Raw genomic sequence first — 19,438 nt, forward strand, 5'->3', positions numbered from 1 at the left:
CATCCGACGCCGTCAACCGCATGATCCATGAGGAGATGCTGGAGCGGCTCGTCTATTTCGCGCTCCATCCCGCCAAAATCGGCCACCGGCTCGACGAGCTCGACCGGGAATGGGACATCGAGCGGGCGCTGGAGGCCAACGCCTCGACGCTGGCGCTGGTCGGCATCGGGCTCGGCTTCGCGGCGAACCGTCGCTGGTTCGCCCTCCCCGCCTTCGTCGCGGGCTTCCTCCTCCAGCACGCCGTGCAGGGCTGGTGCCCGCCCTTGCCGGTCCTGCGGCGCCTGGGCTTCCGCACCAGCCACGAGATCGATCAGGAACGCTATGCGCTAAAGGCCCTGCGGGGCGACTTCCAGCAGGTCGAACGGGCCATGGTGCGGCTGCAGGAGACGATGCACGAGCAGCGGGTCTAGCCGTGGTCGAGATGAACCCCTAGGCTGCACGGGTCGCCGTTTCAGCGGAGGGGTTTCATGTTCAGGCCATTTGGATTGCTGCTGGCGCTTGCGCTGCTTCCCGCCGCCGCCAACGGGCAGGACGCCGTCAAGGTCACGCGCGTCGGTTTCCGCGACGGCCACGCCTCGCTGCGTGGCAGCGTGACGGGCTACGAGACGCGCGATTACGTGTTTCCGGCCAACGCAGGCGAATCCATCGCCATAAGCCTCAAGACGAACAGGCTCAGCAATTATTTCAACCTCACCGCGCCGGGCGCCGATGAAGCGCTCTTCATTGGCTCCACATCGGGCGCGAGCTTCAGCGGCGCGGCGCCCGTCAGCGGGGATTATACGGCGCGCGTCTATCTCATGCGCAACGACGCGCGGCGCGGCGTGAAGGCGAATTACGTGCTGAATATCGCCCTGGGCATGAAGAGCGCCGGTAAGCCGAACGGTCCCGATTTCGCCGACGGCCTCACCGGCGGCCCCGATTACTGGGAAGTGACGGACGTACCGGCGGGCGACAGGCTGAGCGTTCGCGCGACGCCTTCCCCAAAAGGGAAGCTCGTCACGCAAGCGCTCAATTCCGCAATCATGAAAAACCTCGGTTGCAGGAACACGCGCGGCCAGCGCTGGTGCCAGGTCGAAGACGGCGCGGGGCGCCGCGGCTGGGTCAATGGCAAATATCTGCGCGAAGGGGCGCCGCCGTCGCAGTAACGCGCCCGCAACGCTCGAAGAGCGTTCCGGCTTCTCTAAAAATGCGCAGAGGGGCGCTCATGAGAGGTCGGCAGTGGAACGGGCGTTGATTCAGCAGCAACTCGACCGCGCCGAGGGTTATCTTCACCTCGACATTCGGCGTGTGACAGAACAGCGCAAGCGCGTGATCAATCTCGAGAGCGTCGGCCGCGACGCCGCGCTCGCCAGAGAACAGCTCAGCCAGGCTGAAGAGCTTCAGGCGATGCATGTTGCCGATGTCGAACGACTGCGACGCGAGCTTCTGGACGTGTCGGAATGATGACGCGAATCAGCCGAAAGCTTGACCGCGGTAAGTATTTTCCGTGGAAACGCCACGCTTGCTCGCCGTCCGTTTTGGGTTGCTAAATGCTTTCCGGAGCGGCGCCTGGACTGGAAGCTTTGCCCTTGAACAGCAATGTCACGCACATTCACAGCCTCAAGGCCCCAGCCTCCGAGGACGCGCGCCGCTCGGGTCTCGACTGCGTCGGGCCGCTGCATTGGGGCGCGCATATCTGCCTCATGTATTCCTCGCGCGACGAGCTGCTGGAAATACTCGTCCCCTATTTCCGCGAGGGTCTGCTTTCCAACGAATATTGCCTCTGGATCACGTCGCAGGCGTTGAGCCCCAAGGACGCGGCCGACGCGTTGCGCGCGGCGTTGCCGCAACTCGACCATCATCTGGCGAGCGGGCAGATCGAGATCCTCGACTACCGGGAGTGGTACACGCCCGGTGGCGGTTTTGACGGGGCGCGCGTAAGCCAGGCCTGGTTGGACAAGTTGCACCCCGCGCTCGCGCGCGGCTTCGACGGCATGCGGCTTTCCGGCGACACGTCCTGGATCGACGAAACGGACTGGGAGTCCTTCGTCCATTACGAAGAGCGAATAGACCTGGTCATCAAGCAGCATCCAGTGTTGGCGCTCTGCAGCTACCCGCTGGACCTGCTCAACGCGCGCCAAATCTTCGACGTCGTTGCCAGCCACGAATTCGCGCTCACGCGCGAGCGAGGCGACTGGACCACTTTCAGGAACTATCCGCGCTATCGCAATGAACAGGTGCTTCGTGAGAGCGAAGCACAGCTGCGCGCGACCATCGACGGCGCAAGCGACGGCATCGTCACCTGCGACAGAACCGGCGCCATTGTGCTCGCCAATCTCGCGGCGCAGTGCATGTTCAATTGCATGCCTTTCGAAATCGTCGGCGCCAATATCGGCGATTTCGTTCCCGATCTCGCCGAAGCGCTACGGCGCGGCGGCGATGTTTCGCCGCATGCGAGCTTCGGTGGAGAAGCGCGACGCAAGGACCACTCGACCTTCCCGGTCGAATGGACGCTGAGCGTGGTGACGGCCGACAATCAGCCGCTCTTCGTCGGCTTCGTGCGCGACCTCACGCGGCAGCGCGCGACCGAAGCTCAAATTCGCAAGCTTCACGCGGATCGCGTGAATGTCATCGGCAGCATGGCCACCGCCCTGGCGCATGAATTGAACCAGCCTTTGACGGCGGCGACGAGCTATCTGCAGGCGGCCCAGCGGCTCATGCGCATGCCGGAGGACAAACGTCCCGCGCGCATCGAAAACGCGTTGGATCGCGCGGCCGAGCAGGCGCTGCGCGCGGGAAAAATCATCTCGCACATTCGCGAATTCGTCTCGCACCGCGAACCCGACAAGATGCTGTGGAGCCTGCATGACCTGATCTACGACGCCTGCATGCTGACCAATCAAAGCGCCCGGCAGGCCGGCGTCGATCTCAAATGCGATCTCGAAGCCCCCAAAGGACGCGTCCTCGCCGACCGCATTCAGATCGAGCAAGTGATCGTCAACCTCATTCGCAACGCCGTTGAGGCCGTGCAGAACGCCGAGCGGCGCGAAGTCACCATCGCCGCCTTCCCCACCGGCGACGCCGTGCAGGTCGACGTGATCGACACGGGCGCCGGTTTCCCGGAGGAGATCAAGGCCGAACTGTTCGAGCCTTTCGTCACATCCAAGGTTCATGGCCTCGGCGTCGGTCTCTCCGTGTCGCGCGCCATCATCGAAGCGCATGACGGGCAAATCTGGACGCGCTCCAACCCCCAGGGCGGCTCGATCGTGAGCTTCACATTGCCGTTGTTGGAGACCGATTAAAGAAAGCGGAAACGCGCGTCAGCCCCACTCCGGCTCGAGTTCGCACTCCCTGTGGGCCGATTGGAATGTCTCCCGCCCGCCGGCGCTTCGCATCAGTTCGGCCAAAGCGAGGCGTAAGAGCAGGAGCGCCATCTCGCGGGGCAGCGGCTCTTCCGTCACGGCTTCGAACGAGAGCCGTATCGCGATCTGCAACTCGGGTGGGATGGCTGTCGCCGCGCTCGACTCCTTGGACGACGCAAGTTGGCTCTCAAGGGGACGCATGGCTCCTCCCCTCCCTATGTGTCTAGATAGAACTTTCTGCGGCCTAAGTAGTTCCATCTAAGGATTTTTACTTGGCGCACGCGCCCGCGCGCCGACGAAAAGGCCTTCGCGATCATCCGGTTCCAACGGCGAGCGCGGCATAGGCCGCGGGCGCGACGTCGATCGCGATCCTGAGGGTGAAGTAGGTGACGGTGGCGGCCACCATCGCCTTGAGGAGAATCTCGCCGTAGGGATTCATGGGCTGCTCGCGCCGAGATGGATAGCTATAAAGTAAATTGGCGCGGCGCGGTCCCAGGGAAAGGCGAACGCGTTCTGATAACTGGATTTCGCCGCGGAGGTTAGCTTGATGCGCCGCGCACAGCCAAACCTGTGTTGGCTGGAAAGACATCTTGCACTCGGCTTGCCGGCAAAGACGCAGGGTATGCATTATCGCGCGCGCAAGTCGTCCGCCTTCTTCTCAGAAGCTTGAAACGCCTCGCCCTCCTAATCGCGCTTGTGGCGGAGCTGTGAGATCCATGGGGGCGCCACTCCCCGCCTTGATGGCAAAGTAGGAGCCTTGCCGGTACCCCCCGACAAGCGGGGTGGCGCGCCACGCGAGTCGGTCGCGTGCCATATGGCGCCCACCGGACATCCGTGTACGGAAGCGGCTTCCAGGCCGCGTATATTATTCCAACGTTTTCCGTGGATTAATGGTGGGCGCGACAGGGATTGAACCTGTGACCCCTACGATGTCAACGTAGTGCTCTCCCGCTGAGCTACGCGCCCCCTTCCGGGGTCCGCCGCGTGGGCGGCTCGGGTGGGCTGGTGTATAGTGGGGGAAGCGCCGGGGCGCAAGCGCCTTTGTTGCGAAAAATTGCTTCCATTCATTTCGCCCGGAAAAGGGCGCTGATTCCGGTCTAGCGCTCGGAAAAATTGACGAAACGTTAAAGGCGGGCGGCGCCCCTGCGAAAGATTTGTGACGCCTGCGTCATTTCATGACTTGCGGCGGTTTCCGGTTGTGGCATGCTTGGCCGTGCGCTCCTTTCATAGGAGACAGACACAAAGGAGGTTTCGCATGTCCTTACAGGGCCATATCGTCGAACTCCAACGCCGCCACGAGGCGCTCAAGAAGGAAATCGAAAAAGAGCAGCTCCACCCCAACGCCGACGAGGCGAAAATCATCGAGCTGAAGCGCAAAAAGCTGCTGATCAAGGACGAGCTCGCCAAATTGGTCGTAAGCGAAACGCGACACTGACCGGCCGAGACAAGACGTTGAGATGTTGGGCGGAGCTCTGCTTCCGCCCTTTTCTTTTGCGGATTTGAGTTCGCACGGGCGAGGCCGATTCTGCCCCTCTGCTCGAGCGATGAGGTGCGCGCCCCGGGCTTTCGTCAAAATCGTCCTCGCCGCCGACCTGCCCTCGCCGCCATTCCGACATATCTTCTGGCGCAACGCTTGCTCCGTTGCATCCCACCCAAAGAGATCGCGATCCCATGCCCGTCACTGCCGCCTACCGTCCCGAGACCCTGCACGAGACCCTGGGCGAACCCTTTTTCGACCGCGTCGACGCCGCTTCCTTCCCCAAGACGATCCTGCGTTATCGCAACCAGCGCTGGGCGGCGCGCGTCGGGCTCGACGGCCTCACTGATGAGGAATGGATTGCCCATTTCGGCCGCTTCGAGCCCCTGCCGGACAGCCTGCCGCAGCCGCTGGCGCTCCGCTATCACGGCCATCAGTTCCGGGTTTACAACGCCGAGCTCGGCGACGGTCGCGGCTTCCTCTTCGCGCAACTCCGCGACGCCGCCGATGGCCGCCTGCTCGATCTCGGCACCAAGGGCAGCGGCCAGACGCCGTGGTCGCGGCGCGGCGATGGGCGGCTGACGCTCAAGGGCGGCGTGCGCGAGATTCTCGCGACCGAGATGCTGGAGGCGCTCGACGTCGACACCTCCAAGACCTTCAGCCTCATCGAAACCGGCGAAGCGCTGATGCGCGGCGACGAGCCCTCTCCTACCCGCGCCAGCGTGCTTGTGCGGCTTTCGCACTCGCACATCCGCATCGGCACCTTTCAACGCCTCGCCTTCCACGACGACCAGCCTGCGATTGCGCGTCTGCTGGATTATGTGTGCAGCCACTATTTCCCCGCCCTCGCAGATCTCCCGAGTGAGGCCAAGGCGCGCGCGTTTCTGGAGGAGGTCTGCGCCCGGGTCGCGAAGCTCGGCGCGGGTTATATGTCTGCCGGGTTCGTCCACGGGGTGCTGAATTCCGACAACATCAACGTCACGGGCGAGAGCTTCGATTACGGCCCCTGGCGCTTCGCGCCCGCCTATGACCCGCTCTTCACGGCCGCCTATTTCGACGAAGGCGGGCTCTATTCCTTCGCGCGCCAGCCGCCGGCGCTCGCCTGGAATCTCGCGAGGCTCGCCGAATGCCTGCTGCATCTCACCGGCCTCGATGCGGCGCAGAAGACGCTCGACGCTTTCCCGGCCCTGATCCAGCGGGAATTTCGCGCCGCGCTGCTGCGCCGCCTGGCGCTCGCCCCTGCTGGCGAAGAGGCCGATGCGCGGCTCTCCAAGGCTTTCACCGATTTTCTGATGAAGACGCGCGCGCCCTTCGAACAGACCTTCTTCGACTGGCGCGGCGGGCTGGCGAGCGAGGCGCGGGCGAAAGCGAGCCCCTCGGCGCCGTTCTACGAACAAGAAGAGTTTGCACCCGTCCGCGCGGCCCTTGCGGAGCACAAGGCGACGGCGGAGGCCCGGCTCGACCATTCCTATTTCCGGCGGCCCAACCCCTGCACCATGCTGATCGACGAAGTCGAGGCCATCTGGGCGCCGATCGCGGAGACGGACGACTGGTCGGCGCTGCGAGACAAAATCGCGCAAATCGCCGAGATGCGAGACGCTTACGGTTTCGCCCCCGCCTGAGGCGTTTTACGCTTGAACGCGCCTTATGTGCGGCGCGATAATCTCCCAGCGAATCTTGAACCCTGCGGCGGGGCGTGTTTTGACGGCGATGAACGACAATCCGAGCGATGCCGCACAGGCCGCCATCCGGGCCGAACTGGAGCGGCTTCGGCTGGAGCATCATGACCTGGAGGCCGCGATCGATGCGCTGATCGCCGTGGGCGCGCCGGATCAGCTCCAAATTCAGCGGTTGAAAAAGCGCAAATTGCTGCTGCGCGACCGAATTTCCATGCTGGAAGACCAGATCACGCCCGACATCATCGCTTAGGACAGGAGAACAACCTGAGCCTTAGCGATAGATGTATTCCCGATCATGTCTGACTTTTACTTCTACAGCGGCCAGCTGAGTTGATCCATATTTGCCGCCATGCTTCTATTTCCTTGAGATCCAAGGTGGCGGCCTATGTCTAACGTTCCGGTTGAGTTTGCCCGTTTCCAATCAGGCGTCCCCGGCCTGGATGAGGTTCTGCAGGGCGGCTTGCCACGAAATTCGTTGATTTTGATCGAAGGACCGCCAGGCAGCGGGAAAACCACGATTGCGATGCAGTTCCTGCTCGAGGCGGTCCGAAACGGCGAGACCTGTCTCCTCGCGACGAATGCGGAAACGCCTGCTCAACTCCAATCCATCGCCCGATCTCACGGTTGGAGCCTGGAGAGGGTTCCCACCATCAAGTTTGGAGATCCGGCGACAGGCGACGCGCTGGGTGGAGCCGACTACACGCTCTTTCCCGAAGCGGAGGTCGAAGTCGGGGAAACGCTGCGCCATCTTTTCGAGGAGGTCGACCGGCTGAAGCCGAGGCTGCTCGCGCTCGACACAATTTCGAGCCTGAGAGTGCTGGCGCCAACGCCGGCTTTTCACCGCCGCCAGCTCATATGCATTCGAGACTACATGTCGTCGAAAAACTGCACGACGATCATGCTCGACGAGTCGGCGACGTCGGAGAAAGACCTTCGCAGCCAGACCCTCGCAGACGGCATAATCGAGCTCAAGCAAATCGACACCAATTATGGCGCGGACCGCCGCCGGCTCCGCGTGCGCAAGCTGCGCGGCTGCCGCTATTTGAGCGGCGCGCATGATTTCACCATCGTCACCGGCGGCCTCGTCGTCTATCCGCGCCTCGTCGCCCAAAGCCATGAAAGGGCGGTATTGGGCGAGCCGATCCGAAGCGGCATCGACGAGATCGACATGCTCACGGGCGGCGGCGTGCCGCGAAGCTCCTGCACGCTCATCGTTGGACCCGCGGGGATCGGAAAGTCCACAATCGCGACGCTCTACGCGGCTGAAGCGGCCAGGAGGGGCGAGAAGAGCAGCATCATGCTCTTTGACGAAAGCGTGGAAACCCATCTCGCCCGGACCGAAGGCCTTGGCTTCGACATGAGGCGCGCGAAAGAGTCGGGGCTTGTTCTGATGAGCCATCTCGACCCCGCCGAACTCAGCGTCGGACAGATCGCCGATCTGCTGGTCCGGCAGGTGGAAAAGGAGCAGATCAAGGTCGTCGTGATCGACACGCTAAACGGCTACCTGCAATCCGCCATGGATGAAAGAACGGTGTTTCTGCACATTCGAGAACTCGTCTCCTATCTCGGTCGCCGGCAGGTCGCGACGTTCCTGACGCTCACGCAGCACGGAATATTGGGCTCCGAAATGTCAGCGCCGATTGATTTGAGCTTTCTCGCCGACAATGTGTTCCTCATGCGGTACTATGAGGTCAAAGGCGCCATCCACAAGGCCATGTCCGTGGTCAAGAAGCGAAGCGGGCCACATGAAACCACGATCCGCGAGCTGATTCCCGGCGCAGGTTTCATAACCGTGAGCGAGCCGCTGGAGGGGTTTTCCGGCGTACTCACGGGAGCGCCCGTCTATCTCGCGCCCACTCAGGGCGACGGTGCGGCTCATGGACCTTAGCGTCGACGCAGCGAGCGACTGCGACGATCTGCGCGTCTTGATCGCGACGCCGCAGGGTCGCGACGCCGCGCTCGCTGCGGAGACCCTCGCCAGAAGCGGATTGGAGACGCGCATCTGCGACGATCTCAAGGCGTTGCGCAGGGAGATCGACCGCGGCGCGGGTTGCGTGCTGATAGCGGAAGAGGCGCTGCCGACCGAGCGCGCCGATCTTGAGGATGGTTGGCTCCGCCCCGAACCGTCCTGGTCGTCATTGCCTGTCGTCGTGCTCCTCGGCAGGAGCGCGTCTCTTCGCAAAATCCCGGCTCTGCGCGCTCTCGAAGCGCGCCCCAATGTCAATTTCCTCGTGCGCCCGGTTCCGAAAAGAACGCTGGTCAGCGCCCTGCGCGCGGCGGTCGAAGCGCGGCGGCTGCAATATTCCGTGCGCGACGCGTTGGAGGAGCTACGGACCGTCAATCGCAAGAAGGACGAGTTTCTCGCTATTCTGTCGCATGAATTGCGCAACCCGCTCGCGCCGATCCGCAACGCGGTTTACATCTTGAAGACATTGGAGCGCGACGGAGCGGGCGGGAGCGACAAGGCGAGTGCGCTGGTCTCGATGGTGGAGAGGCAGGTCGATCATCTGGTTCGTCTCGTTGACGATCTGATGGAGATCTCCCGTTTCGCCACCGGAAAAATCGTTCTCCAGAAGCGTCGCGAAAATCTCGCCGACATCCTGCGCCAGGCGCTCGAAATCAGCGATCCCCTGATCAAGGCCGGCGGCCATGTTCTGACCGTCTGTCCGAGCGAGGCTCCGCTCATCGTGGATGGCGACCCGGTGCGGCTCGCGCAGGTTTTCGCAAATCTTCTGAACAACGCTGCGAAATACACCCCCGCCGGCGGCGACATTCGCGTCTCGATGCGCGCTGAAGGCGACGAAGCGGTGATCGACGTCACCGACAATGGAATGGGCATCCTCCCGGCCGTGCTGCCCAAGCTGTTCGAGCTCTTTTCGCAATCTCACAGAGTCGCCGACATTGCGCAGGGCGGGATTGGCATCGGGCTCGCTCTGTCGCGCAATCTGGTGACGTTGCATGGCGGTACGGTAGAAGCGCACAGCGACGGCCCGGATCGCGGAAGCTCATTCATCGTCCGCCTGCCATTGGCCGAAAGACGCGAGGAAGCGGCCAGGGCCGCCCCTGCTCCCAAAGACGCGACGGATGTGAAGGCGCTCGTCGTCGATGACGACCGCGATGTCGCGGACAGTTTCGCCTTGCTGCTGACAACGATGGGCGTGGAAAGCCGGGTCGCCTATGGCGGCCAGGAAGCGCTTGGCGCGCTGTCCGAGTTCCGGCCGAATCTCGTCTTCCTCGATCTCGGCATGCCGGAAATGGACGGCTACGAGACGGCGAGACAGATATTGGCGACGCCAGGAGGTAAGGACGCCATGCTGATCGCGCTCAGCGGATGGGGGCAGAGCGAAGACCGGGACCGCACGCGGGAAGCCGGGTTCTCCCATCACTTTGTCAAACCGATCAGCCGCGACGCCTTGCGCCAGGTCGTCGGTTGCTAGAACTGCGGGTTCCCCGGCACGCGGCTTGAAGCCCGTGACTGTAGGCCGGTCCACTGTCCCCATTTGGGACAGAAGCGATCCGCCATCGGTCAATTATTGGGAAACCAAGCCATGCCCCGTCTCGGTATTTCGATCAACGACTCCTTCGACCGCCGTCCCCGGGCGCCGCAGCCCGACGCCTATGGCCGCCGCCCCCGCCAAGTCTCCGGCGTGCGTGTCGTCGGCGAGCGCGAGAAGGCGCCACTCTTCGCGTCCGTCTTCCTCAAGGTGACGACGGCGCTCGCCCTCGTCGCCATCGCCTCGATGTCGCTCGCGATCTGGCGGTTGTTCTCCTTCCATCACTAACCCTCGGAATAAAGCCGAGGGCTCGCAAAGTCCCCTGCGCCGGGGAGCTTTTGTCGCCGATTGCAGCCCCGGCGCGGACCGGTCGTCGATTTGGCGACCGACCTCCGCGCCGTTAACAGGCTCGGCGGGAATAAGAATAGCGTGCCGCTCGAACGGGGCGGGCTTGCTCGCTTCGCTCAGGCTCCGTCTCTTTTAGCATGAGTCAATCGCCGTGCGGTTTTATCCACAGGATACGTAAATTTACCAAATTGAAACGCGGCCTTCCTGCGCAGCATCATGTCCCATAGATGCCGTGAGCGGAGGTCGAAAATGCTGAGCGTTAATGAGTTTAGTGCAGCGTCTGGCCTGCCCTCTGGCGAGTTGATCCTGGGGGTGACTCCATCGACCAAGCATCGGGTTTTGCTTTCGTCATATCTGCTGAACCTCTGGCGCGGGCCTGAGGTCGTGCGGGACATGCTTCTCGCGGATTTCTTTGCGGCCGTCGATCTTGGGGCAACGGCGCACGCGGCTGACGTATTGCTTGTCCTCCGGCAATTCCTCGGAGATTTCCCGGAATGCGCCTTTTACGCCGAGAGCGTGCATCCTTGGCCGGTGACGCCCTTTTGACGAAGCGCGTGCGGATGGTTTGCTTCCAATTCGTCTTTTAGACCCCGCCGGGTCAAACCAGGTTCGACCGCCATAAGCCCGAAGGTCAACCCCTTTGAAATACAAAGCCGAGGGCGCGCATCAACAGGGGCATTGTCAGCCCTTGCACGACGATGGAAAAGGCCACGACGCCGAAAGTTGCGACCACGATGACGTCGCGCATCGGCAATTCGTCGGGCAGCGACAGCGCGAGCGCGAGGCCGAGCGCCCCGCGCAATCCGCCCCACCACAAGACATGCTGCTCCCCGAAGCTGATGCGCCAGCGGGTCGGCAAAAAGAGCGCGCTCAGCGGATAGACGGTCAGCGCGCGGGCGACGAGAACGATCGCGATTACGGCGACGATCAACCCGAAGCCATATTCCCCGAAGGGCGTGGATGCGACGTCGACGCCGATCATCAGAAACACCATCGAATTCGCGAGAAAGGCCGCGTATTCCCAGAAGCCGTGGACCATCTCCCGGCCCTTGAAGCTCAGATAGCTGCGGTTCTCCTCGCGCAGCAGGCCGAGATTGCCCATCATCAGGCCGGCCGTGACGCAGGCGAGCACGCCTGAAACATGCAGATGCTCCGCGAAGAGGAAGGAGCCGAAGGCGGCGATCGTCGTCAGCGCCACTTCGATGAGGTGCTCCGTCGTGCCCATGGCCAGCAGGATCGCCGCGCCCCCGACCAGCGCGCCGACGGCGACGCCGCCGAGCACGATGCGGCCGAGCGTGAGAAGGATCTCGCTTGCGCCCTGCCCCGCGCCATGGCTCTCGGCCCAGGCGACCGCCATGACGAACAGCACCGCCGCCGCGCCGTCATTGAGCAGGCTTTCGCTCTCAACGAGGAGCCGCAGACGGCCCTTGACGCCGTTGTCCTTGAACATGGCGATGATCGCCACGGGGTCGGTCGCCGCAATGAGCGCGCCGAAGACGAGCGCGGAAGGGGCCGGCCAATGCAGAAGGGCAACGCAGGCATAAGCGACCGCCGCCGCCGAGATGACGGTGCCGAGTCCTGCAAGCGTCAGCAGCGGCAGCGAGTCGCGCAGCAGCTCCCGCCAGGAGAGAGTCAAAGCTGCTTCGAAGAGCAAGGGCGGCAGGATGAGATCGAAGATGAACTCATGCGTGAGATGCGGCCCGAAGTCCGGCTTGGTCAGCGTGATGACGGCGCCGACGATGACGAGGCCGACCGTGTAAGGCAGCTTCAGGCGCCGCGCGACGATGGCGACGATCATCGCTACGGCGAGAGAGGCGACGGCTTTGGTGAGTTGTTCGTCCATGGTGTCGATTTTCGGCGAAGCAAAGAAGGACTATCTTTAGCGCGGGCGTCGTCGCCGGAATAAGACTATTTGCGCCGGCGCTCCGGATTTTCGGAGGATCAAAATGTCTTTTTCGGAGGCCATTACATTTCTCGGGGGCGTCAGCTCCCTGTTTATAGCCGTCGCAGGCGGCGCATGGGCGCTATGGAAATGGCGCCGCACGGATGAGCTATTTCCGAGGGTGTTCTTGGAAGTCACCTGCAATTTCGTCGGGCGACACAAGGGCGAAACCGTCGCGGAAGTCGTCGCGACCATCGAGAACAAGGGCGTCACGCCTCTGCGCCTTTATGAGTTCACCTTCGGCATCAACGGGCTGAAAGAAACCGACGGGATCGACAACAGCGATCCGAAGATCCGCAAGCAGCTCAAATTCCCACACCTCATTCGCGAAGGCGGCTTCATATCCGAGAAGATGGAATACACCTTCGTCTATCCGGGCGTGAGGACGGAGTATAGCTTCGTCACCTCGATCCCCGACGAATATTCGTTCATCAGGGTCCATGCTGATTTCGTCTACAACGCCGAGCGGGAACTCACGCATCACGCCGCGAAGACTCTCCCCGTGCCGAAATCTGAACCGGCGCCCTTGACATGACCTGCGTCAACCCTTTTGACTAGCGTCAACGGTTCCCTTCGGGGATCAAAAGGGAATGCGGTGCGGGCCCTTGGCCCAATGCCGCGGCTGCCCCCGCAACTGTAAGCGGCGAGCGCGAGACCAAAAAAGCCACTGGGGCGACCCGGGAAGGCGGTCCAGCGCAATGACCCGCGAGCCAGGAGACCTGCCGTTATTCGTGGTCACGCGCGAAAGCGCCGGGCGGGGTGCACCGGAGCGGCTTCATCTTTCGTCGTTTGCGCGGCGAAGGCGGCGGCCATTCGCAGTGACGGTCCACGTCTGCTGCGAGTCAGCCATGTCGCGTCTTTCGCTTTTCGCCTCCGCCCTTGCTCTATCCGCCGCAACGGCGGCGCATGCCCAACAAGCCCTTCCCACCATCAATATCGGCGCGCATCGCCCGGCGCGCCCGACGCATGTCGCTGCGCCCGCCAGGCCGCAACAGCCGCGCGCGACGTCTCCCGTCGCCGCCGTCTCGCGCCCCGTCGCGGCGCCGGCGCCAGTCTCAGACGGCCCAAAGCCGCCGCCGCTCACCGCCGCCAGCGAAAGCTTTTTCACCGGCAAGCAAGTCAATTCCCTGCCCTTCACGCGGCCAGCGGAAGCGCTTGAGATCGTGCCCGGCCTCGTCGTCTCCCAGCACTCCGGCGACGGGAAGGCGAACCAGTATTTCCTGCGCGGCTTCAATCTCGATCACGGCACCGACATGGCGCTGTATCTCGACGGCGTGCCGCTGAACATGCGCACGAACGGCCATGCGCAGGGCTATGCGGATTCCAATTTCCTGATCCCGGAGCTGCTCGCTTACGTGCTCGCGCGAAAGGGGCCCTATGACGCGCAGGACGGCGACTTCTCCTCCGCCGGCTCGATCTATCTTCAATACAAGGACAAGATCGACAAAGGCTTCTTCGCGCTCACCGGCGGCAGTTTCGCCTATGGCCGCGCGCTCGCCGTCGCGCCCTACAAGGATTTTGCGGGCGGCTCGGCCTATGGCGCCGTCGAGGCGCAATATTACAACGGGCCGTGGGAGCGCGGCGACAATCTGCGCCGCATCAACAGCGTGCTGCGCTGGTCGCGCGGCACGGAAGCGGACGGCGCCTCCGTCACCTTCATGGGCTACGCCAATAAATGGTATTCGACCGATCAGATACCGGAGCGCGCCGTTTATTCGGGACTGAAATCGCTTTGGGGCACGCTCGACGCGACAGACGGCGGCGCCACGTCACGCTTCTCGCTTTCCGCGCGCTGGAGCGAGACGAGCGGCGATCATTCGACGCGGGTCGAAGCCTACGCCGTGCGCTCGACATTGGAGCTTCTCAACAACTTCACCTATTTCCTCGCCCATCCCGATCTCGGCGATCAGTTCCGGCAATTCGATTACCGCACCATGATCGGCGCAAATGCGCAGCATGGGATCAGATGGGACTCCTTCGGCCTGCCAGTCGAGACGCTCATCGGCCTGCAGACGCGCTATGACGATATTCGCCTCGGTTTGCAGGACAGCATCCGTCGCCAGCCCTATGACGCGATCCGCAACGACGCCGTTGGCGAAGGCAGCGTCGGCCTTTGGACCGATACGACGGTGCGTTGGGCCCCGTGGCTGAAGACCGTCGCGGGCGGGCGCTTCGATTATTACGCGGCGAGCGTCAACTCCATCCAGACGCTCTGGGACGCGCCGAAATTCACGGCGAGCACGGGCCTTGCCGCGTTCCTCTGGACGGGCCCCTTCAACAGCGGAACGCGCGACGCGGCGATCTTCAGCCCCAAGGCCTCGATCATTCTCGGTCCGTGGGAGAAGACCGAATTCTTCGCCAATTACGGCGAAGGCATGCATTCGACCGACGCGCGCGGCGCCGTGCAGCGCTTCTCGACATCCGAACTTTCGGAAAGCGACGGCTTCGTTCCCGTGGCGCGCATTCCGTTGCTCGTGAAGTCTCGCGGCGCGGAGCTTGGGTTGCGCACGAAATATATCGAGGGCCTCGACAGCAGCGTCGCCTTCTTCTGGCTCAATCTCGATTCCGAAAACCAGTTTGTCGGCGACGAAGGCACGACGACCTTCGGGCGACCGAGCCGCCGCTACGGGGTCGAGATCGCCAATCACTACAAACCGGCGAGCTGGATCACCTTCGACGGCGACGTGTCGCTGGTGCAGGCGCGTTTTCGCGGGGTCGACCAACAACAGGCTTTGGCCTGGATCGACCTGCTTTCGCCCGAGGCCTTTCCCTATGGAACCTATCTCGGCAATGCGCCCGGCAATTATCTCATCAACTCGCCATCCATCGTCGCCATGGGGGGACTGGAGCTTGGCGAAGCGACGGGCTGGTTCGGCGCGCTGAAATACCGCTATTTCGGACGCCGCCCGCTCACCGAGGACGGCTACCTCACAAGTCCTGCGACCGGCACGTTCAACGCCCGGCTTGGATACCGCTGGGAAGACGGCTGGAAGCTGCAGCTCGACGCTTTCAACATCTTCAACTCGCGTTCGGACCAGATCACCTATGGCTATGGCTCGCTGCTGCCGAGCGACGCGCTTTACGCCCAATGTCTCGCGGGCGTCGCGCCGGGGTCGGTTTGCGGCGTCGGCGTCATGGACCGGCATTTCAAGCCGGTGGAGCCGCCGGCCGTGCGCGTGACGCTTGGCGGGCCGCTGCCGGCGTTTTAGGGCTGCGACCACGCCACCCCTTCTCCCACTTTTGGGAGAAGGGGTGGCGCGCAGTGCGGGGATCAAGACGCAGCCGCATCCACGGATATTTGGCGTGAGTCGCCTCCCACCCCCGCGGAGTGGCGGGGAGGGATAAAGGGTGGGGGCGCTGCAGCGATGAGAATAATGCGACAAGGTGCGGCGAGACTGTTATTTCGGCCGGACCAACCGCCCCGCTCGTTGAGATCGCCCGCGCCATGCCCCGACTAATCTGCTGCCTCGGCAGCATCAATTTCGACGTCGCCTTGCGGCTCGACCGCCTGCCCGAGGCGCATGAGAAGATTCCGGCGAACGCCATCGCCGTGGGCGGCGGCGGATCGGCCGCCAATACGGCCGTTTGGCTCGCGCGAGAAGGCGCCCGCGTGCGGATGCTCGGCTGGGTTGGCGACGACCTCCTCGGGGCCTTCGCCCTTCGCGACCTCACGGATTCGGGCGTGGACGTGGCGGGCGTCAGTGTCGTGCGGTCGTCATCGCCCGTCGCGGTCTGCCTCTCGCCGCCCGGCGACAAGCGCATCGTCACGAGCCCGACCCTCGACGCTCCGTGGACGCCGGAAGACGCCTTGCCCTTCGCGGCGGAAGCGGACTGGCTGCATGTGACGGTCCGGGACGCCAAATTCCTCTCACGCGCGCGCGGGCCGTGGCGGCTCTCGCTGGAGCTCAACGGCAGCTACGATCCCGCCTTCGCCCGCGCGGCGGATTACGTCTTCACGAACCGGGACGAATTGGCGCGCGCGATCGGTTCGGAGAATCCGATGGGCTTTCTGCTTGAGCATCACGGCTGCGATCCAGCGGTCTGGTACGTGACCCATGGGGCCGAGGGCGCGAAGGTCCTGAGCGGGGGCCGCGTGGAGACCGTCCCCACGGTCCCGGTCGAGCCCGTCGACCGCATCGGCGGCGGCGACGCTTTCAACGCCGGGGTTATCGCGGCGCTGCTTAAAGGAGCGGACGCTGCGACGGCCGCGCGCAACGGCCTGCGGCTGGCGGCGCTGGCCATCACCCGGCTCGGCGCCCGGTAGCGGCGGACGCCTTGCCTTGCGCCGCCCCATCGTCTATGGGGCGTGGCTTCCCACGCTCGAGCCGATGGATTTTCAAAGTGGCGAAGCCGAACACGCCTGTCGCGGTCATTATGGGGTCGCAGTCCGACTGGGCCACCATGCGGCATGCCGTCGAGACGCTCGGAGCGCTCGGCGTCGGCTGCGAGGCGCGAATCGTCTCCGCCCATCGCACGCCCGACCGGCTCGTCGCCTTCGCCAGGGGCGCCGCGGATGAGGGCTTCGAGGTGATCATCGCCGGCGCCGGCGGGGCCGCGCATCTTCCCGGCATGACGGCGTCCATGACCAATCTGCCCGTGCTCGGCGTTCCGGTCGAATCCCATGCGCTCAAGGGCATGGATTCGCTCCTTTCCATCGTGCAGATGCCGGGCGGCGTGCCGGTCGGGACGCTCGCCATCGGCAAGGCGGGGGCGATCAACGCCGGCATTCTCGCCGCGTCCATTCTGGCCCTGAAAGACAAGGCGCTCGCGACGCGGCTCGCGGATTTCCGCGCGAAGCAGACGGCGAGCGTCGCCGAGACTCCGAAGGACGAGGCGTGACATGCTGAAACCCGGCGCGACCATCGGCATTCTCGGCGGCGGGCAGCTCGCGCGCATGCTGGCGCTGGCCGGCGCGCGGATCGGCCTCGAATCGCATGTCTATTCGCCGGTCGAGGACGACCCGGCCTTCGACGTCTGCGCGGCCCATACCAAGGCGGACTTTCTCGATGAGGCGGCGCTCGCTTCCTTCGCCGAGTCGGTCGACGTCGTCACTTACGAATTCGAGAACGTTCCCGCGCGCACGGCGGAAGTGCTCGAAGCCCATCGGCCCGTGCGGCCGAACCCCAAGGTTCTCGCGCTGACGCAGGACCGGCTGATAGAGAAGCAGTTCGTCCAGAGCCTCGGCATCGCCACCGCGCCTTTCGCCGATGTGACGGATACCGAGTCGCTCACGCGCGCCGTCGCACAGCTTGGACGGCCGTCGATCCTGAAGACCCGCCGTTTCGGCTATGACGGCAAGGGTCAGGCGAAGATCGCAGAGGGCGTCGAGCTCGCGGAGGCGCTGAAGAGCCTCGGCAATGCGCCCTGCATTCTCGAAGGCTTCGTGCCCTTCGCGAAGGAAGTCTCGGTCGTCGCGGCGCGCGGGCTCGACGGCGAGTTCCGCGCTTACGACGTCTGCGAGAATGTCCACGAGCATCACATCCTCGCGACGACCACCGCGCCCGCCGCGATCAGCGACGCCACCGCGCAGGCCGCCGTCGACATGGCGCATCGTATTGCGGAAGCGGCCGATTATGTCGGCGTCATCGCGGTCGAGATGTTCGTCGTGCAGGAGGCGAGCGGCGAACGCCTGGTCGTCAACGAGATCGCGCCGCGCGTGCATAATTCAGGTCACTGGACGCTCGATGGCGCCGTGACCTCGCAGTTCGAGCAGCATATGCGCGCCATCGCCGGCATGCCGCTGGGCTCTGCGCGCCGCCACGGCAAACAGGTCGTGATGCGCAATCTGATCGGCGCCGACGCCGACAAATGGGCGGAGATACTGGCGCAGGACGGCGCCTGCCTGCATCTTTACGGCAAGAAGGAAAGCCGCGCGGGCCGCAAGATGGGTCACGTTACGCGGATTTCTGAATAGGCCGACCTACTTCGCAGAGGCGGGCGGATCCCCGATCACCAACCAGTTTTTGGCGTTCTCCAAAATCGCCGTGATCGCGGGATGGTCCACCTTCCGGCGCACGGTGATGGCGTAGAAAGTCTCCGTCACGCCGTCGAGACAGCCGACCTTCAACACGCCATATTGGCGCTCGATCTCTTCGCGCACGGCGAGCGGCGCGACGAAGAGACCGACGCCGGCGGCGGCGAAGGTCTTCATCAGCGCGCTGTCCTCGATCTCCGCGCGGATATTGGGGAAGATCTTCAGCCGCTCGAACCAAAGATCGAGCGAGCGGCGCAGCGCCGTCGCTGGCGTGGGAAAGAGTAACGGAGCGCCCTCGAGCGACCTCGGAAAATCGTCCATATACTTCACCGCGAGATGCGCCGCGCCGAAGACGGCGACGCCGCATTCCCCCAGCAAATGATTATAAACGCGCCCGCCGATCGACGCGGTCGCCGGCGCGTCGGACAACACGATATCGACGCCATGCAGGGACAGCTCCGCGAGCAGGCGCTCCACTTTGTCCTCATGCAGAACGACCTGTGTATCTTCCGGATTGCGAAGCGAGGGTTCGACCAGGCGGTAGACGAGAAGCTTTGGGAGCGCGTCGGCGACCCCGACGCTCAGCCGATGGCCGAGGGCGCCCGAACGGCCCTTCAGCGTGTTGGTGAGTTCGCGCCCGAGCGCGAAAATCTCGTCGGCGTAATTGTAGACCGTGCGCCCTTTTTCCGTCAGGGCGAGCTTGCGCCCCTCCTTGCGCAGAAGCTGCGCGCCGATCGCATCCTCGAAGACGGCGAGTTGGCCGCTGATCGTCGGTTGGGCGAGCCGCAGCTTCTCGCTGGCGCGCGTCACGCTGCCCTCGCGCGCGACGTTCCAGAAGTAGAAGAGATGCTGGTAGTTCAGGCGGTCCATGGCAGCTCATCGGAAAAGACGATGGATCGAATAGTTATATCCTATTTCTCTATAACGCTAGGCTGCGCTATTTCAAGAGCATGGGTCCCCGCGCCGCTGCCCCTTCATGTGCGGGAACCGCGTAGCGTCAGGAGAGCGTAAGGTCCGGGTGACCGCCATCGACGCCGCCATGCTGGCGAGATGGCCAGTCCTTCCCCGGCGCGTTTCGATGAGTCGCCCAAGAGTGAGGCCTCACGACACAGTGCCGGAAGTTCGCGGCCTTCGCAATGACGGAGGGTTGGCGCCGGGACTTTTGGTCGAAGCGTAGCGGTGT

20 protein-coding genes, 1 tRNA gene and 1 riboswitch are annotated in these 19,438 nt (G+C 63.8%); of the genes, 15 read left to right on the top strand and 6 right to left on the bottom strand.

Annotated elements, in window-relative coordinates; all coding sequences use genetic code 11:
* Positions 1-20 precede the first annotated feature (20 nt).
* From ACPFMJ_RS05900 to ACPFMJ_RS05915, 4 genes are all read left to right on the top strand, one after another.
* The gene (locus tag ACPFMJ_RS05900; protein WP_424362913.1) at positions 21-410 is read left to right on the top strand and encodes a hypothetical protein; all 390 of its coding nucleotides are present in this window, start codon (positions 21-23) and stop codon (positions 408-410) included.
* Between the two features lie 57 nt (positions 411-467).
* Positions 468-1,145 (top strand): SH3 domain-containing protein, encoded by a 678-nt coding sequence (locus tag ACPFMJ_RS05905; protein WP_424362914.1) that lies wholly within the window; start codon positions 468-470, stop codon positions 1,143-1,145.
* A gap of 73 nt (positions 1,146-1,218) precedes the next feature.
* Positions 1,219-1,443 (top strand): hypothetical protein, encoded by a 225-nt coding sequence (locus tag ACPFMJ_RS05910; protein ID WP_424362915.1) that lies wholly within the window; start codon positions 1,219-1,221, stop codon positions 1,441-1,443.
* Between the two features lie 125 nt (positions 1,444-1,568).
* Positions 1,569-3,281, top strand: coding sequence for an MEDS domain-containing protein (locus tag ACPFMJ_RS05915; RefSeq protein WP_424362916.1), 1,713 nt, complete (start codon positions 1,569-1,571; stop codon positions 3,279-3,281).
* 18 nt (positions 3,282-3,299) lie between these two features.
* Here ACPFMJ_RS05915 and ACPFMJ_RS05920 read toward each other — a convergent pair whose 3' ends face one another.
* From ACPFMJ_RS05920 to ACPFMJ_RS05930, 3 genes are all read right to left on the bottom strand, one after another.
* Entirely contained in the window at positions 3,300-3,542 is a 243-nt protein-coding gene (locus ACPFMJ_RS05920) for a hypothetical protein (protein ID WP_424362917.1), read from the bottom strand.
* Between the two features lie 112 nt (positions 3,543-3,654).
* Positions 3,655-3,780, bottom strand: coding sequence for a hypothetical protein (locus tag ACPFMJ_RS05925; RefSeq protein ID WP_424362918.1), 126 nt, complete (start codon positions 3,778-3,780; stop codon positions 3,655-3,657).
* A gap of 452 nt (positions 3,781-4,232) precedes the next feature.
* A tRNA-Val gene (locus ACPFMJ_RS05930) sits at positions 4,233-4,307 on the bottom strand.
* 289 nt (positions 4,308-4,596) lie between these two features.
* On the opposite strand from ACPFMJ_RS05930, the gene ACPFMJ_RS05935 reads away from it, so the two are divergent.
* The 6 genes from ACPFMJ_RS05935 (at position 4,597) to ACPFMJ_RS05960 (ending at position 10,279) form a co-directional block, all read left to right on the top strand.
* Positions 4,597-4,776: a YdcH family protein gene (locus ACPFMJ_RS05935; RefSeq protein WP_424362919.1), complete on the top strand. Its 180-nt coding sequence runs from the start codon at positions 4,597-4,599 to the stop codon at positions 4,774-4,776.
* A gap of 236 nt (positions 4,777-5,012) precedes the next feature.
* Positions 5,013-6,440, top strand: a complete 1,428-nt coding sequence (locus ACPFMJ_RS05940) for a protein adenylyltransferase SelO family protein (RefSeq protein ID WP_424362920.1) — start codon at positions 5,013-5,015, stop codon at positions 6,438-6,440.
* 88 nt (positions 6,441-6,528) lie between these two features.
* Complete coding sequence (locus tag ACPFMJ_RS05945; RefSeq protein ID WP_424362921.1) at positions 6,529-6,747, top strand: YdcH family protein; 219 nt, start codon at positions 6,529-6,531, stop codon at positions 6,745-6,747.
* A gap of 135 nt (positions 6,748-6,882) precedes the next feature.
* A complete protein-coding gene (locus ACPFMJ_RS05950) occupies positions 6,883-8,385 on the top strand; it encodes an ATPase domain-containing protein (protein ID WP_424362922.1) in 1,503 nt (500 codons plus the stop codon).
* Positions 8,375-9,934 (top strand): ATP-binding protein, encoded by a 1,560-nt coding sequence (locus ACPFMJ_RS05955; protein WP_424362923.1) that lies wholly within the window; start codon positions 8,375-8,377, stop codon positions 9,932-9,934. Before ACPFMJ_RS05950 ends, ACPFMJ_RS05955 begins: the two co-directional genes overlap by 11 nt.
* A gap of 111 nt (positions 9,935-10,045) precedes the next feature.
* Positions 10,046-10,279 carry a hypothetical protein gene (locus ACPFMJ_RS05960; protein WP_424362924.1) on the top strand — a complete coding sequence of 78 codons (234 nt, stop codon included), beginning with the start codon at positions 10,046-10,048 and terminating at the stop codon, positions 10,277-10,279.
* A gap of 408 nt (positions 10,280-10,687) precedes the next feature.
* Here ACPFMJ_RS05960 and ACPFMJ_RS05965 read toward each other — a convergent pair whose 3' ends face one another.
* On the bottom strand, positions 10,688-10,861 hold the full coding sequence (locus ACPFMJ_RS05965; protein WP_424362925.1) for a hypothetical protein: 174 nt from the start codon (positions 10,859-10,861) through the stop codon (positions 10,688-10,690).
* A gap of 109 nt (positions 10,862-10,970) precedes the next feature.
* A complete protein-coding gene (locus ACPFMJ_RS05970) occupies positions 10,971-12,182 on the bottom strand; it encodes a cation:proton antiporter (protein WP_424362926.1) in 1,212 nt (403 codons plus the stop codon).
* 103 nt (positions 12,183-12,285) lie between these two features.
* Here ACPFMJ_RS05970 and ACPFMJ_RS05975 point away from each other — a divergent pair, with 103 nt between their 5' ends.
* The 5 genes from ACPFMJ_RS05975 (at position 12,286) to ACPFMJ_RS05995 (ending at position 18,195) form a co-directional block, all read left to right on the top strand.
* The gene (locus tag ACPFMJ_RS05975) at positions 12,286-12,816 is read left to right on the top strand and encodes a hypothetical protein (protein WP_424362927.1); all 531 of its coding nucleotides are present in this window, start codon (positions 12,286-12,288) and stop codon (positions 12,814-12,816) included.
* Between the two features lie 12 nt (positions 12,817-12,828).
* A riboswitch (cobalamin riboswitch) is annotated at positions 12,829-13,022 on the top strand.
* A gap of 107 nt (positions 13,023-13,129) precedes the next feature.
* On the top strand, positions 13,130-15,490 hold the full coding sequence (locus ACPFMJ_RS05980) for a TonB-dependent receptor domain-containing protein (RefSeq protein ID WP_424362928.1): 2,361 nt from the start codon (positions 13,130-13,132) through the stop codon (positions 15,488-15,490).
* 236 nt (positions 15,491-15,726) lie between these two features.
* Entirely contained in the window at positions 15,727-16,545 is an 819-nt protein-coding gene (locus tag ACPFMJ_RS05985) for a carbohydrate kinase family protein (RefSeq protein ID WP_424362929.1), read from the top strand.
* Positions 16,546-16,655: 110 nt separating this feature from the next.
* The gene (gene purE, locus ACPFMJ_RS05990; RefSeq protein WP_424363796.1) at positions 16,656-17,120 is read left to right on the top strand and encodes a 5-(carboxyamino)imidazole ribonucleotide mutase; all 465 of its coding nucleotides are present in this window, start codon (positions 16,656-16,658) and stop codon (positions 17,118-17,120) included.
* A gap of 1 nt (position 17,121) precedes the next feature.
* Positions 17,122-18,195 (top strand): 5-(carboxyamino)imidazole ribonucleotide synthase, encoded by a 1,074-nt coding sequence (locus ACPFMJ_RS05995; protein WP_424362930.1) that lies wholly within the window; start codon positions 17,122-17,124, stop codon positions 18,193-18,195.
* 6 nt (positions 18,196-18,201) lie between these two features.
* Here the strand turns inward: ACPFMJ_RS05995 and ACPFMJ_RS06000 are convergent, their stop codons facing one another.
* Positions 18,202-19,125 carry a LysR family transcriptional regulator gene (locus ACPFMJ_RS06000; RefSeq protein ID WP_424362931.1) on the bottom strand — a complete coding sequence of 308 codons (924 nt, stop codon included), beginning with the start codon at positions 19,123-19,125 and terminating at the stop codon, positions 18,202-18,204.
* Positions 19,126-19,438: the final 313 nt, after the last annotated feature.

Source organism: Methylocystis parvus, from assembly GCF_049675845.1.
In the GTDB taxonomy this organism is placed as follows: domain Bacteria; phylum Pseudomonadota; class Alphaproteobacteria; order Rhizobiales; family Beijerinckiaceae; genus Methylocystis; species Methylocystis parvus_A.